At 74.0% G+C, this 14130-nt stretch carries 9 protein-coding genes, 1 tRNA gene and 1 pseudogene; 4 read left to right on the forward strand and 7 right to left on the reverse strand.

What is annotated here, in order from left to right; all coding sequences use genetic code 11:
• Positions 1–13: 13 nt before the first annotated feature.
• From ACMXGY_RS12930 to ACMXGY_RS12940, 3 genes are all read right to left on the reverse strand, one after another.
• Positions 14–964 (reverse strand): Nif3-like dinuclear metal center hexameric protein, encoded by a 951-nt coding sequence (locus tag ACMXGY_RS12930; protein ID WP_483773400.1) that lies wholly within the window; start codon positions 962–964, stop codon positions 14–16.
• Positions 965–1026: 62 nt separating this feature from the next.
• On the reverse strand, positions 1027–2868 hold the full coding sequence (locus tag ACMXGY_RS12935; RefSeq protein WP_483773401.1) for a bifunctional 3'-5' exonuclease/DNA polymerase: 1842 nt from the start codon (positions 2866–2868) through the stop codon (positions 1027–1029).
• Between the two features lie 88 nt (positions 2869–2956).
• Entirely contained in the window at positions 2957–4687 is a 1731-nt protein-coding gene (locus tag ACMXGY_RS12940) for an L-aspartate oxidase (RefSeq protein WP_483773402.1), read from the reverse strand.
• A 127-nt stretch (positions 4688–4814) separates the two neighbouring features.
• Between ACMXGY_RS12940 and ACMXGY_RS12945 the strand changes: the two genes are divergently transcribed.
• Positions 4815–7613, forward strand: a complete 2799-nt coding sequence (locus ACMXGY_RS12945; RefSeq protein WP_483773403.1) for a helix-turn-helix transcriptional regulator — start codon at positions 4815–4817, stop codon at positions 7611–7613.
• Between the two features lie 141 nt (positions 7614–7754).
• Positions 7755–8471: a sigma factor gene (locus tag ACMXGY_RS12950; protein WP_483773404.1), complete on the forward strand. Its 717-nt coding sequence runs from the start codon at positions 7755–7757 to the stop codon at positions 8469–8471.
• Here the strand turns inward: ACMXGY_RS12950 and ACMXGY_RS12955 are convergent.
• Positions 8431–9201 (reverse strand): SDR family NAD(P)-dependent oxidoreductase, encoded by a 771-nt coding sequence (locus ACMXGY_RS12955; RefSeq protein WP_483773405.1) that lies wholly within the window; start codon positions 9199–9201, stop codon positions 8431–8433. The two genes, ACMXGY_RS12950 and ACMXGY_RS12955, sit on opposite strands and share 41 nt — an antisense overlap.
• 45 nt (positions 9202–9246) lie before the next feature.
• On the opposite strand from ACMXGY_RS12955, the pseudogene ACMXGY_RS12960 reads away from it, so the two are divergent.
• Positions 9247–9435: pseudogene (locus ACMXGY_RS12960) on the forward strand (TetR family transcriptional regulator); the annotation flags it as partial.
• Between the two features lie 464 nt (positions 9436–9899).
• Here ACMXGY_RS12960 and ACMXGY_RS12965 read toward each other — a convergent pair.
• From ACMXGY_RS12965 to ACMXGY_RS12975, 3 genes are all read right to left on the reverse strand, one after another.
• Positions 9900–9976: transfer RNA gene (locus tag ACMXGY_RS12965), tRNA-Val, on the reverse strand.
• A gap of 27 nt (positions 9977–10003) precedes the next feature.
• On the reverse strand, positions 10004–10501 hold the full coding sequence (locus ACMXGY_RS12970; RefSeq protein WP_483773406.1) for a peroxiredoxin: 498 nt from the start codon (positions 10499–10501) through the stop codon (positions 10004–10006).
• Positions 10485–10871, reverse strand: coding sequence for a DUF3052 domain-containing protein (locus ACMXGY_RS12975; protein WP_483773407.1), 387 nt, complete (start codon positions 10869–10871; stop codon positions 10485–10487). Before ACMXGY_RS12975 ends, ACMXGY_RS12970 begins: the two co-directional genes overlap by 17 nt.
• A 445-nt stretch (positions 10872–11316) precedes the next feature.
• On the opposite strand from ACMXGY_RS12975, the gene aceE reads away from it, so the two are divergent.
• The gene (gene aceE / locus ACMXGY_RS12980; RefSeq protein WP_483773408.1) at positions 11317–14064 is read left to right on the forward strand and encodes a pyruvate dehydrogenase (acetyl-transferring), homodimeric type; all 2748 of its coding nucleotides are present in this window, start codon (positions 11317–11319) and stop codon (positions 14062–14064) included.
• Positions 14065–14130: the final 66 nt, after the last annotated feature.

Consider the following 14130-nt stretch of genomic DNA (forward strand, 5'->3'; position numbering starts at 1 on the left):
GGGCGTACTGGGGTCAGGGGTGCGAGGGCTCGGCGCCCCACGCGCCGGACGACGGGGCCGACGCGAGCCGCGCGGTCCAGGGATCGGTGACGATCGTGCTCACGCGCGTCTCGACGCTCCCCGCCGGCAGCGCGCGCGCGAGGTCCTCGGCAGCGTAACGGAGCCAGGGCCACTCGGACGCGAAGTGCGGGACGTCCACGAGGAAGGGCGTGCCCGCGGCGCCGCCGTCGCGCCGTGCGCGCTCCCGCAGCTCGGACACCGGGTGGTGGCGAAGGTCGGACGTGACGTAGACGTCCGCGCCGCTCGCGCGCACGGCGTCGAAGAGCGAGTCGCCCGACCCTCCGACGACTGCCACCGACTCGACCCGTGCGTCGAGGTCGCCCGCGACGCGCACCCCCTGGGCGGTGGGAGGCAGCACCTCGGCGACGCGCTGCGCGAAGTCGCGCAGCGTCGTCGGACGTGCGAGGCGGCCGACGCGCCCGGTGCCGGTGGTGACGGCCGCGTGCCCGACCGCCGCCGCGTCGTCCGGGCGGTGCGCGACGAGCGGGACGCGGTGCAGCAGGTCGAGTGCGTCGGCGAGCGCGTCCGCGACGCCACGCTCTGCGGCGTCGGCGTTCGTGTGCGCGACGTACAGCGCGCACCCGCCCCGGATGAGCCGGTGCACGAGCGAGCCCTTGAACGTCGTCGCCGCGACCGAGTGCACGGGCCGAAGGAACAGCGGGTGGTGCGTGACCAGCAGGTCCGCGCCCCACGCGAGCGCCTCGTCCGCGACCTCCTCGACGGGGTCGACGGCGAGCAGCACCTTGCGCACGGGCGCACCGGGCTCCCCGGCGACGAGCCCGACGGCGTCCCATTCCTCGGCCGTCGACGGCGGGTATAGCCCGTCGAGGGTCCGCACGACGTGACCCAGCGTCGGGGGCACCGCGCTCGTGGGGGCCGGGCTCGGGTCGGGCGCGACGTTCATGGCGGCAGGCTATCCCGCCCCCGCGCCCGGCACGCGCGTGGGGTGGGCCGTGGAACTCGACGCTACTTCGCCTCGGCGTAGTGGTCGACGACCGCCACGGTGAGCGGGAAGTCCACCGGGAAGTCGCCGAAGAGCAGGCGCCCCGCCTCTGCCGCGGCCGCCCGGACCTCCTCGGCGACGGCCTCGGCGAGCTCCGCCGGCGCGTGCACGACGACCTCGTCGTGGAGGAAGAAGACCAGGTGTGCGCGCCGGGCGAACGGCTCGGGCGCGGCGCCCGGGGTCACTGCAACGGGCAGGTCCCACAGCCTGCGCCGGATCGACGCGAGCCAGCACAGCGCCCACTCCGCCGCGGTGCCCTGCACGACGAAGTTGCGGGTGAACCGACCCCACGAGCGCGTGTACGAGCGCGCCCGCGCCTGGGCGTCGGCTCCGCTCCCGTGCGGGGCGTCCCCCGCGCCGTCGCCGCCGTCCCCGACCTCGTCCTGCGCCGCGTACGCCCCGTCCTGCGCGGCGTGCCACGACGCGCCGGGCAGTGGTGAGCTGCGCCCGAGGCGCGTGGAGACGGCCTCGCCGCGCTCGCCGGCGCGCGCCGCGCGCTCGACGAGCTCGATCGCGTCGGGGAAGGCCTTGGCCAGCCGGGGCAGCACGAGCGCGCTGTCCCCCGTCGTCCCGCCGTACATCGCGCCGAGCATGCCGACCTTCGCGTGCTCGCGCGTGGCGACGGCGCCCGACGCGACGATCCCCGCGTACAGGTCGACGCCGCGCCCCGCGTCCGCCATGCGCTCGTCGTGCGCCAGGCCCGCGAGCACCCGCGGTTCGAGCTGCGCAGCGTCGGCGACGACGAGCCTCCAGCCCGGGTCGGCGACGACGGCGCGCCGCACCTGCTTGGGGAGCTGCAGCGCTCCCCCGCCGCTCGACGCCCACCGCCCCGTGACGACGCCGCCCACGACGTACTCGGTGCGGAACCGGCCGTCCCGCACCCACGTGTCGAGCCACGACCAGCCGTTGGCGGTCAGCAGGCGCGACAGCTTCTTGTACTCCAGCAGCGGCTCCACCACGGGATGGTCGGCCCGCTCGAGGTCCCACTTGCGCAGCGACCGCACCCCGACCCCCGCGTACTGCAACGCCTTGAGCAGGTCCGGGTGCGAGTCGGGGTTCAGCGTGGGCGGGGCGTCGAGGGTCTCGCGGATGCGCGCCACGAGCTCCTGCATGCGGGCGGGGCGCTCCCCCGGGCGCGGGCGGGGGCCGAGGACGTCGGCGAGGATGCCGTCGTGGACGTCGGCGCGCCACGGCAGTCCCGCGTGGTGCATCTCCGCAGCCACGAGCGCACCCGCGGACTCGGCGGCCAGCAGGAGCCGCAGCCGTCCCGGCCCGTCGGGCCCGTCCGCCGCGGCGACCGCGGCGAGCTGTGCCACCAGCTCCACCACGGGGTCGAGGTCGGCCGTCGCGGCAGCGGCACCGCGGTCGTCCCCACCACCGCGACGCCGGCTGGGTTCCCGGCCCGCGAGGTCGTGGCCGCCGAGGTCGTCGCCACCGAGGTCGAACAGGGAGACAGGACGTGCGACGACCGTCGGGTCCGGACCCGCGGGCACCGGCGTGAGGGCGTCCCACGCGCCGGGCAGGGCCCGCGCGTACGCGGTCACCGACGTGAGGGACGAGCGTCGCAGGATCGCCCGCGCCAACCGGAGGTCGTGCGCGCGGTCCACCCTCGACCCCGCCTCCAGCACCGCCGGGTACCAGCGGTTGGTGTCGTCCCACGTCACCCTGTCCGCGGGAGCCATCCCCGCGGCGAGCCCGGCCGTGTCGACCCGTACGGCGTCACCGATCACGCGACCCGCGTCGTCGACGCGATGCAGCTCGACGTCACGGGTCCCGGGAACGCGACGCGTCACGACCTGGTGCACCCCCGCATCCTCGTCGAAGCCACCCACACCGCACCGGTCGTCGCCGTCGGCGCCTCGGCTCGCGCTCGCCGCGTCCCGGCACGATCGTCTACCCGGCGGGCTCATCGTCCGCGGGGACGTCGTGCATGAGCCCGGCGATGTCGGTCGGGATCGGTGGGAGGGGCTCTCGGTGCACGCCGGCGCCCGGGGACCACACGAGGTTGACCTGGAGCTGCGGGTCCAGGTCGGGGTGGTCGGACCTGTTGTGGGACCCCCGCGACTCCCGTCGTTCCAGCGCGCACTCCAGGGTCGCTCGGGCCGCGAGCGCCGCGGACCGCAGGTCGAACGCCTGCGCGAGGTCCGGGTAGCCCTCGATGTCGACGTGGACGCCCCCTCGCGTGATCCGGTCGTCGATCTCGTCGAGGGCGTCGAGACCCGAGCGCAGCCCCGCCTCGTCCCGCACGACGCCGGCGTGCTCGGTCATGACGTCGCGGACGCTGCGCTGCAAGCCGCGCACGTCCACGTCACCGTCGGCGGCCAGGAGCCGGTCGACCGAGGACTCCGCGTCCCGGACCGCGCCGAGCGACCGGCGCTGTGTCGTGAGCGCCGCGGAGTAGGCGGCCGCGGCGCGGCCCACGATCCGGCCGCCCACGAGGAGCTCGAGGAGGGAGTTCCCCGCGAGCCGGTTCGCACCGTGCAGTCCGCTCGAGGCCTCGCCGACGGCGAAGAGGCCGTGGACGTCCGTGCTGTGGTCCTCCGGGCGGACCCACACCCCGCCCATCGAGCAGTGAGCGGTCGGGACGACCTCGATCGGGTCGCGCGTGACGTCCGGCGCCTGGAGCTCCAGGAGCGACCGGTGGGCGTTCGGCAGCCCGGCGAGGATCGCCGCACGCGGCAGGTGCGACAGGTCGAGCCACACGCCGCCGGAGCGCGTCCCGCGGCCCTCTCGGATCTCCGTGGCGGAGGCCAGCACGACGCGGTCGCGGGTGGACCGCTCCATCCTCTCGGGGTCGTAGCGCGACATGAAGCGCTCCCCCCGGTTGTTGAGGAGCACGCCGCCCTCGGTCCGCACGGTCTCGCTCACGAGACTCCCCGCCACGTGCTCTGGCTCGACCAGCCCCCACGGGTGGAACTGCACGAGCTCGACGTCCCGCAGCCGGGCGCCGGCGTCGGCCGCGAGACGGAGCGAGTCGCCCGTGCTCTGCCCGCGCCGTGACGTCGCCCGCCGCCAGATCCGGGTGTGCCCCCCGGTCGCCAGGACGACGGCGTCGGCGTGCACGAGGTAGCGCGACCCGTCGACGAGGTCGAACCCGTACGCACCGAACACGGTCCCGTCGTTCACCAGCAGCTGGGTGACGTAGACCGTGGACAGCACCGGGATCTCCAGCACGGCCGCGCGCCGGACCAGCGCTCGCTGGACCTCCAGGCCCGTGCGGTCGCCCGCGGACGCAGTGCGCCGCCAGGTGTGGGCCCCGAGACGCCGCTGGGAGATCCGCCCGTCCGTCTGGCGGTCGAAGCGCACGCCGTAGCGCTCCAGGTCGTCGATCGCCCGCGGTGCCGCCTGCGCCACCGCCTGCACGGTCCGGGGATCGGCCAGGAGGCGGCTCTCCCGGAGCGTGTCGGCGGCGTGCTGCTCCCACGTGTCCGCGGGGTCGGTCGTGGCCAGGGCGGCGTTGATGCCGTCGGCGTCCCGTGAGGTGTGCGCGTCGGGCGCGGGCCGCTTGCCGACCGCGAGCACGCCCACGCCGGTCTCGGCGAGCGCGATCGCGGCACGCAGGCCCGAGCCGCCCGTGCCGATCACGAGCACCGACGTGGCGAGCTGATGGGTACGTGGGGGCACGGTTCCTCCGCGGCAGACTCCTGCTGACCACGTGTCGACCGCGCGCCGGCGCCAGGTGTGACACCGGCCGGTAGCCTGCACCCGAGGGCGCCGCCGCCGATGCGGACCCCGGGAGCCCAGGAGTCCGATGAGCACGAACCCTCTGCCCCACCTGGTCGGACGCGGCAGCGAGCGTGCGGCGCTCGACGAGGTGCTCGGGAGCCTGAGCCGAGGGTCCTCGGCGGTGCGCGTGCTGCGCGGCGGAGCAGGGGTCGGCAAGTCCGTGCTGCTCGACTACGTCGCGGCTCAGGCGTCGGGCGTCACCGTGACGCGCGCGACGGGGTTCGAGGCGGACATGGAGCTGGCGTACGCCGGCCTGCAGCAGCTCTGCGCCCCTTTCCTCGGCGAGGTCGGCCGGCTCCCCGACCCGCAGCGCGACGCCCTGGAGGTGGCCTGCGGGACGGCCACGGGAGAGCCGCCCGCCCGGTTCCTGGTCGGCCTGGCGGTGCTGACCCTGCTCACCCACGCGTCGGAGGCGCGGCCCGTGCTCGTCCTCGTCGACGACGCGCAGTGGCTGGACCAGGCGTCCCTGCGCACGCTCGAGTTCGTCGCCAGGCGCCTCCTGGCCGAGTCCGTCGCGATGGTGGCCGCGGTGCGCGACCCCGAGGGGGCGACGGCGCTGACCGGGCTCGACGAGCTGCGGGTCGACGGTCTCGACCGGACGTCGGCCGGCGAGCTGCTCGACTCGGCCGTCGACGGGCGGCTGGAGGCGCGCGTGCGGGACCGGCTCGTCGCGGAGACCGGCGGGAACCCGCTCGCCCTCCTGGAGCTCTACCGGGGACGCAAGGCCGCCGAGCTCGCGTACGGCCTGGACGCGTCCGCGGCTGGATCGGTCCCGGACCGCGTCGAGGAGGACTTCGCCCGCCGCCTGGGAGTGCTTCCCCCCGCTACCCGCACCCTCCTGCTGGTGGCCGCTGCGGAACCCGTCGGAGACACGCGGCTCCTGCTGCGGGCGACCGAGCACCTGGGCGTCGTCCCCGACGCCGCACCCGCCAAGGCGGCCGGCCTCATCGAGTTCGGCGAGTCCGTGAGGTTCCGCCACCCGCTCGCCCGGTCGGCGGTCTACCGCGCCGCGAGCCCGGCGGAGCGCCGTGAGGTCCACCGTGCCCTCGCCTCGGCGACCGACCCGGTCCACGAGCCCGACCGGCGTGCCTGGCACGCCGCGGAGGCGTGCGAGGGCCACGACGAGGAGGTCGCGGAAGGCCTCGTGCGGGCGGCGGACCGCGCGAGGCGGCGCGGCGGCATGGCCGCCGAGGCGGTGCTGCTCGAGCGCGCCGCCGATCTCACGCCGGATGCGCGACGGCGCGGGCGCCGTGCCCTGGCCGCGGCCGAGGCGCACTTCTCGGCGGCGGCTCCCGACCGCGCGACGGCGATGGCGACCGTGGCCGACCTCTGCCCGCTCGACCCGCCGGACCGCGCCCGTGTGAACCGTCTTCGTGCCCGCGTGCTCTTCGCGCGCAGCCGGAGCGAGGAGGCGGCGCCGCTCCTGCTGGACGCCGCTGCCGGCCTGGCTGCGGCAGGCTCACCCCTGGCCCGGGAGACCTTCCTCGAGGCGATCAGCGCGGCGGTGTTCTCCGGCCGGGTCGGCGGCCCCGCGGGGGTCGCGGCGGTGGCGACAGCGGCGCGCGGTCTCGGCGCGACGCTGCCGGGCTCCGGCCCCTCGGACGCCGTGCTCGACGCGATCGCGACGCTCCTGGCGGACGGTCCAGAGCGGGGGGTCGAGGCGATCCGGGCCGCGCTCGAGCCTTTCGCGCACGAGGAGCTGGTCGGTCCGGAGGCCACGATGCGGTGGCTCCTGCTGGCTCCGGTCGCGCTGGAGGCGTTCTTCCACCACGCATGGGACTTCACCGCCTGGGACCGGATCTCCGCGCGCGCGGTGCGTCTCGCCCGTGACATCGGCGCGCTGGGCGTGCTGCCGCCCTCGCTCGTCTACACGGCCGGCGTCGACGTCTTCCACGGCGACTTCGCCGGAGCGGCCCGTAAGATCGACGAGGCCGACGCGATCGCGGCGGCGGCCGGCAACGCTCCGTTCGCCTACGCGTCCCTCGTCCTGACGGCGTGGCGGGGCGAGGAGGGGCCGGCCACCGCTCTCTTCGACGAGGCGCGGAGCCGGGCGACGAAGGGCGGTGAGGCGTCGCTGCTCGCCGTCACGGGCTACGTCCAGGGCGTCCTCTACAACGGGCTGGCCCGGTACGACGAGGCCCTCGCCGCCTCTCGCGCCGTGATCGACGAGGACGGGTTCAACTTCGTCGGCCTGGCGCTGATCGAGAACGTCGAGGCGGCCGTGCGCTGCGGCGAGCTCGACCAGGCGGCGGCCTCCTCCGCCCGTCTCGACGCGCTCACCCGTGCCGCCGACACCGGGTGGGCACGCGGGATCAGGGCACGGTGCCGGGCGCTCCTGAGCGAGGGCGACGAGGCCGACCGCCTCTACCGCACCGCCATCGAGCACCTGGGCCAGGACGGCGTGGCCGCGGAGGTCGCGCGCACCCATCTGCTCTACGGCGAGTGGCTGCGCCGGGAAGGTCGGCGGGGCGCCGCGAGGGAGCAGCTGCGCACGGCCCACGACCGGTTCGTGTCGATGCCCGCCGTGGCCTTCGCGGAGCGGGCGCGGCGGGAGCTGCTCGCCACCGGGGCCAAGGTCCGTGCACGGGACGCGACGACGACGTCCCGGCTCACCCCGCAGGAGGCTCAGATCGCCGCGCTGGCGGCCGACGGGATGACGAACCCGAGCATCGCTGCTCAGCTCTTCCTCAGTCCGCACACGGTCGAGTGGCACCTGCGCAAGGTCTACACGAAGCTCGGGATCGGCTCCCGCAGGGAGCTCGTCCACGCGCTGGGGACCCAGGGCGCCGTCGTCGGGGCAGGTGGCGCGACCGCGGTCGGCTGAGCACGGTGTCGCGCGTCTCTCGGCGTCGTCCCACGGACTCACCACGCACCGGACCACGGACCTGCGTGGCGCGACGGGCGGCGCAGCGGCGGACGGTGGGTACGTCGCCCTCCCGGGGCGGCGGCCACCGAAGGAGTCGCCATGGACGCGCCGACGATCGAGACCACCCGCACGACGCCCGAGCCCGGCGCCCTCGGCCCTCCCGACGGTGGCCTGGAGGGCGCCGGGGCGTTCTTCTCGACGCAGCGGGCGCGGCTGTTCCGCATCGCCTGCCGGGTGACGGGCGGCGACGCCTCCGCCGCGGAGGACGTGGTCCAGGAGGCCTGGCTGCGGTGGCAGCGCACGGACCGGGCCGAGGTGAGGAACCCCGAGGCGTTCCTGACCACCACGACGACCCGGCTGGCGATCAACGTCGTCCGGTCCGCCAGCCGCCGCCACGAGTGCCCGGGGGACGTGCAGGCCGCGAGGCCTGCCGACACCCGCACGGACCCCGCCGTCCGGGCCGACGAGACCGCCGCCGTCACCGACGCGCTCGGCCTGCTCCTGGGACGTCTGTCGGGCGGCGAGCTGGCTGCCTACCTGCTCCGACGGGTCTTCGACTATCCCTACGACGAGATCGCACGCCTCCTGCGCACCAGCGTCGTCAACGCGCGACAGCTCGTCCGCCGGGCGGCACCCCGGATCGCGTGCGGCCCGGTGCGGGCCGTCGTCGAACCCACGGAGCACCGACACCTCCTGACCGCCTTCCTCACCGCGGCGAGGGAGGGGGAGGTCGGCGCGCTGGAGACGCTCCTGGCCCGCCGGAGCACGCCCGCCGTCATCGGACCTGCTCTGTCGGTCGGATCAGGATCTCGTTGACGGACACGTGCGGTGGGCGGGTCACCGCGAAGAGCACGGCGTCGGCGACGTCCTGGGGGTCCAGGACGCGGATCTCCCCGGCCATCTGCGCGGCGAGGGTGCGCATCGCGGGGTCCGACAGATGGCTGGCGAGCTCCGTGTCGACCATGCCGGGCTCGACGACGACCACGCGCACGCCCTGAGGGGCGACCTCCTGGCGCAGCGCCTCGGAGAACGCGTTGACACCGTGCTTGGTCGCCGCGTAGACGCCCGAGCCGGCCGACGCGGAGCGGCCCGACGTCGAGGAGGTCTGCACGAGGGTCCCGCGGCTCGCCACGAGGTGCGGCAGCGCGGCGTGCGACACGTGCAGGGTGCCGAGCAGGTTCGTGCGCGTCATCCGTTCCCACTCGGCGGGGTCGGCCGCCTGCACGGTGGACGAGAGCATGATCCCGGCGTTGTTGACGACGACGTCGAGCCCTCCGAGGATCCTGGCCGCGGCCGCGACGCCGGCACGTGCGGACTCCGCGTCGGCGACGTCGAGGGCGAGCGGCATCACGACCCCCGGCAGCTCCTGGGCCTGGGACGCGACCTCCTCGAGGCGGTCGACGCGCCGCCCCGCCGCGACGACCCGCGCTCCGGCGCCGGCGAGAGCCAGGCTGATCGCTGCGCCGATTCCCGACGACGCCCCCACCACCAGCGCCCGGCGACCTGTCATGTCCATGTCGTGCTCCTCCCGGTAGAAGATGACCATGCGGTCACCTTCATGCACGCTACCACGGAAAATGACTCGCCGGTCATGTTCGTGGTAGCGTCCGCGAAGGAGGTGGTCGAGGTGCGGGCAGACGCCCAGCGCAACCGCGAGGCACTCGTGGAGGCCGCGGCGACGGTGCTGGCGGACTCGGGCCTCGACGCGTCGGTGGCGGAGATCGCCGAGAGCGCGGGGGTCGCCAAGGGCACCGTCTTCCGGCACTTCGCGTCCAAGGAGGAGCTCGTGGCGGTCGTCGTCGCCCGGCTCGTGGACGGTCTCGCCGAGCGGGCCGAGGAGCTGCTCGAGGCGCCCGACCCGATGGCCGCGCTGAGCGAGTTCGTCGCCGCCGGGACCGCACTGCAGGCGCGCGACCGCGCCTTCTGCCAGGTCGCGGCGTCCGCCGAGCTCACCGTCCCGGGCCTCGTCGACCGACGGGAACGGCTCGAGCAGATCGCCGAGCTCCTCGCCCGCCGTGCGGTGGACTCCGGTCAGGCCCGCGCGGGGCTCACGGGCCGGGACGTGGTCGGCCTCATGACCGCCGCGTACCAGGGCGCCTGCGCGACCGGCGACCCCGGACGCTGGCCCTACTTCCACTCGCTGCTCGTCGCGGGACTCGCGCCCTCGACGGGGGCGCCGCTCGTGGCGACCGACCCGACAACCGCCGTCGATCGACCGGCCGGGCACGAGGGTGAGGGTAAGGGTGGTGGGCCCGGAGGGACTCGAACCCCCGACATCCACGGTGTAAGCGTGGCGCTCTGACCAGCTGAGCTACAGGCCCCGGAACAGCGGTGCACAGCCTACCGGCTCAGAGCTGCTCCAGAGCGCGCCGGTAACCGTCGAGGTCGCGGCGCTGCCCCCGCGGGTTGACGACGGACCAGCGCACGATCCCGTCGGCGTCGAGCAGGAACGACCCGCGCAGCGCGAGCCCGTTCTCCTCGTCGAGCACGCCGTAGGCCCGGGCGACGTCGCCGTGGGGCCAGAAGTCGGAGAGGAGGTCGAACTCGAAGCCCTCCTGGGCGGCCCAGGCCTTCTGCGCGAAGACCGAGTCGCACGAGATCCCGAGGAGCGTGACGCCCGCGGCCTCGAAGTCCTCGACGTTGTCGCGCAGCTCGCAGAGCTCGCCCGTGCAGATCCCGGAGAACGCGAACGGGTAGAAGACGAGCAGCACCGGTCCACCACGGAGGTCGGCCAGGTGGACCGGGGTGCCGTGCGTGTCCGGCAGTGTGAAGTCGGGAGCCGGGTCCCCCGGGCGAGGCGTGAGGCTGGCGGACGACGCGGGTGCGTCGTCAGCGACCACGACCACGCGTCCCGAGCTTGGTGGCCGACCAGTCGGGTGCGATCGAGAGCGTGCTCGTCGCGTGCAGCCCCGCCGTGGTCGCGGCCTCCTGGATGTCGTTGTGCCCCACGTGGCCCGGGCGTCCGGGCTTGGGCGTGAGCACCCAGATGAGGCCGCCGTCGTCGAGGACCGTCTGGACGTCCACGAGGAGGTCCGTGAGGTCGCCGTCCTCCTCGCGGAACCACACGAGCACGCCGTCCGTGACGTCGTCGTAGTCCTCGTCGACCAGCTCGCCGCCGACGTGCTCCTCGAGCTCGGCGCGCAGGTCGTCGTCGACGTCCTGCCCCCACCCGAACTCCTGCACCACGTTGCCGGGTGCGAACCCCAGGCGGTCCACCCCGCGGGGTCCTGCGCTGTCCGTCACAGTCGTGCCGTTCCTTTCCCTCGTCCGTCAGCCCACCAGGTCGTCCGGCCGGCCGGACGACCGTCGTCCGTGCCTGCCACCTGCCGTGTCTGGCAAAGGTAGCCCACCGGACCCTGCGGTGCTTGGCAAGGCGGCCACCATGGACGCCTCCGACGTCACGCGACCGCGCGACGCCTCGCAGAGACTCTCACGGCCGGGCCCCGACGTACTCGTGTCGCCGAAATCACGCCCTCTTGACCACCCGATGGTGTGACTTCCCGGCGTGATGTGAACACAATGGGTAGACCACCCTGGTCTCGTGAAGAGGCGCGGTCGCCACCAGCGGCCGCGGCCGCACGCCCGGAGTGGCTCCGAGACGGGTGTCTGCCGTGTACCGCGCGGCAGGGCGCCCGGCATCCGACGAGATATGAGGTTGCTGGTGGCTTCGTACGACGAGACCGGACCGCTGATCAACGGTCTGCTCAGCCAGGTACCGGACATCGACCCCGCCGAGACCGGCGAGTGGGTCGAGGCCCTCGACGGCCTGATCGACGACCGTGGGGGCCCCCGTGCCCGCTACGTCCTGCTGAACCTGCTCAAGAGGGCCCGGGAGCGCAGCGTCGCCGTCCCGACCTCGCTGACGACTCCCTACGTGAACACGATCGGTGTCCACGAGGAGCCCTACTTCCCCGGGGACGAGGCGCTCGAGCGCCGCTACCGCTCCTGGATCCGCTGGAACGCCGCCGTCATGGTGACGCGCGCCCAGCGCCCCGGCATCGGCGTCGGCGGGCACATCTCCTCCTACGCGTCGGTGGCGACGCTGTACGAGGTGGGGCTCAACCACTTCTTCCGCGGCAAGGACCACCCGGGCGGCGGCGACCAGGTCTACTTCCAGGGCCACGCGTCCCCGGGCGTGTACGCGCGCGCCTTCCTCGAGGGCCGCCTCTCGGCGGACCAGCTCGACGGGTTCCGCCAGGAGAAGTCGCACGCGGGCGGCGGCCTGCCGTCGTACCCGCACCCCCGCCTCATGCCCGACTTCTGGGAGTACCCGACGGTCTCCATGGGCCTCGGTCCGGCGAGCGCCATCTACCAGGCGTGGACGGACAAGTACCTCCACAACCGCGGCATCAAGGACACGAGCCAGCAGGACGTCTGGGCGTTCCTCGGCGACGGCGAGATGGACGAGCCCGAGAGCCGCGGCATGCTCCAGCACGCGGCGCAGCAGCAGCTCGACAACCTGACGTTCGTCGTCAACTGCAACCTGCAGCGCCTCGACGGCCCCGTGCGCGGCAACGGCAAGATCATCCAGGAGCTCGAGGCGCAGTTCCGCGGCGCGGGCTGGAACGTCATCAAGGTCATCTGGGGCCGCGAGTGGGACGTGCTGCTCAACGCCGACAAGGACCGGGCGCTCGTCAACCTCATGAACGTCACGCCCGACGGCGACTACCAGACGTACCGCGCGGAGTCCGGCGCGTTCATCCGTGAGCACTTCTTCGGCCGCGACCCGCGGACGAAGCAGCTCGTCGAGAACATGACGGACGACGACATCTGGAACCTCAAGCGCGGCGGGCACGACTACCGCAAGCTGTACGCGGCCTACTCCGCCGCCCGCGCGCACACGGGCCAGCCGACGGTCATCCTCGCGCACACCGTGAAGGGCTACGGCCTCGGCTCGACCTTCGCCGGCCGCAACGCGACGCACCAGATGAAGAAGGTCGGCCTGGCCGACCTCAAGCTCCTGCGCGACTCGCTGCGCATCCCCATCACGGACGCCGAGCTCGAGGCGAGCCCGTACGAGCCCCCGTACTACCACCCCGGGCCGGACGCGCCGGAGATCCAGTACCTGCTGGACCGCCGCAGCCGTCTCGGTGGGTTCGTGCCGGAACGCCGCTCCAAGCCCGCGCCGGTCACGCTCCCGGGCGAGAAGACCTACGAGGTCCTCAAGAAGGGCTCGGGCCAGCAGGAGATCGCCTCCACGATGGCGTTCGTCCGGCTCCTCAAGGACCTCATCAAGGACAAGGAGTTCGGCAAGCGCATCGTGCCGATCATCCCCGACGAGGCGCGCACCTTCGGCCTGGACTCGATCTTCCCCTCGGCGAAGATCTTCAACACCCAGGGCCAGCACTACCTCGCCGTGGACCGCGAGCTCATGCTGAGCTACAAGGAGTCCGAGGCCGGGCAGATCATGCACACCGGCATCAACGAGGCCGGCTCCGCCGCCGCGTTCCAGTCGGTCGGCACGTCCTACGCCACGCAGGGCGAGGTCATGGTGCCGTTCTACATCTTCTACTCGATGTTCGGCTTCCAGCGCACGGGCGACCAGTTCTGGGCGGCGGGCGACCAGCTCACGCGCGGGTTCATCGTCGGCGCGACCGCGGGCCGCACGACGCTCACGGGCGAGGGCCTGCAGCACGCGGACGGCCACTCGCCGCTCCTCGCCGGCACGAACACCGCGATCGTCCAGTACGACCCGGTGTACGGCTACGAGATCCGCCACATCGTGCGCGACGGCATCGAGCGCATGTACGGCGACGGGTCGGACGGCCGCGACCAGAACGTCATGTACTACCTCACGGTGTACAACGAGCCGATGGTCCAGCCGACCGAGCCGGAGGACGTCGACGTCGAGGGCATCCTGCGCGGCATCCACCGCGTCTCGGTCTCCGACGCCGAGGGTCCGAAGGCCCAGCTCCTCGCCTCCGGCGTGGGCGTGCCGTGGGCGCTCGAGGCGCAGCAGCTCCTCAAGGAGGACTGGGGCGTGTCGGCCGACGTGTGGAGCGTGACGAGCTGGAACGAGCTGCGCCGCGACGGCCTGGCCGCCGAGCAGGAGGCGTTCCTCAACCCTGACCAGGAGGCGCGCGTCCCGTACGTCACCGCGAAGCTCCAGGGCGCCGAGGGGCCGTTCGTCGCGACGAGCGACTACGACCACCTCGTGCCCGACCAGATCCGCCAGTGGGTCCCGGGCGACTACGCGGTGCTCGGCGCCGACGGGTTCGGCTTCTCCGACACGCGCGCCGCCGCGCGCCGGCACTTCAAGATCGACGGCCCGTCCGTCGTGGTGCGGACGCTGCAAGCCCTCGCCAAGCAGGGCAAGGTGCCCGCCGACGCGTCGGCCAAGGCGATCGAGAAGTACCGCCTCATGGACATCACCGCCGGTACGTCCGGCAACGCGGGCGGCGAGTCCTGACCCTCGCCCACCCGGTACGACGGCGGCCGGTCACCTCCTCGCGGAGGTGACCGGCCGCCGTCGTGA

Source organism: Cellulosimicrobium sp. G4 BAM 1002 (assembly GCF_057126935.1).

What these genes read in the sequence shown, in the direction of transcription:
- ACMXGY_RS12930 (WP_483773400.1), bottom strand. Translation starts at nt 964, where the DNA reads ATGAACGTCGCGCCCGACCCGAGCCCGGCCCCCACGAGCGCGGTGCCC.
- ACMXGY_RS12950 (WP_483773404.1), top strand. Translation starts at nt 7,755, where the DNA reads ATGGACGCGCCGACGATCGAGACCACCCGCACGACGCCCGAGCCCGGC.
- ACMXGY_RS12955 (WP_483773405.1), bottom strand. Translation starts at nt 9,201, where the DNA reads ATGGTCATCTTCTACCGGGAGGAGCACGACATGGACATGACAGGTCGC.
- ACMXGY_RS12945 (WP_483773403.1), top strand. Translation starts at nt 4,815, where the DNA reads ATGAGCACGAACCCTCTGCCCCACCTGGTCGGACGCGGCAGCGAGCGT.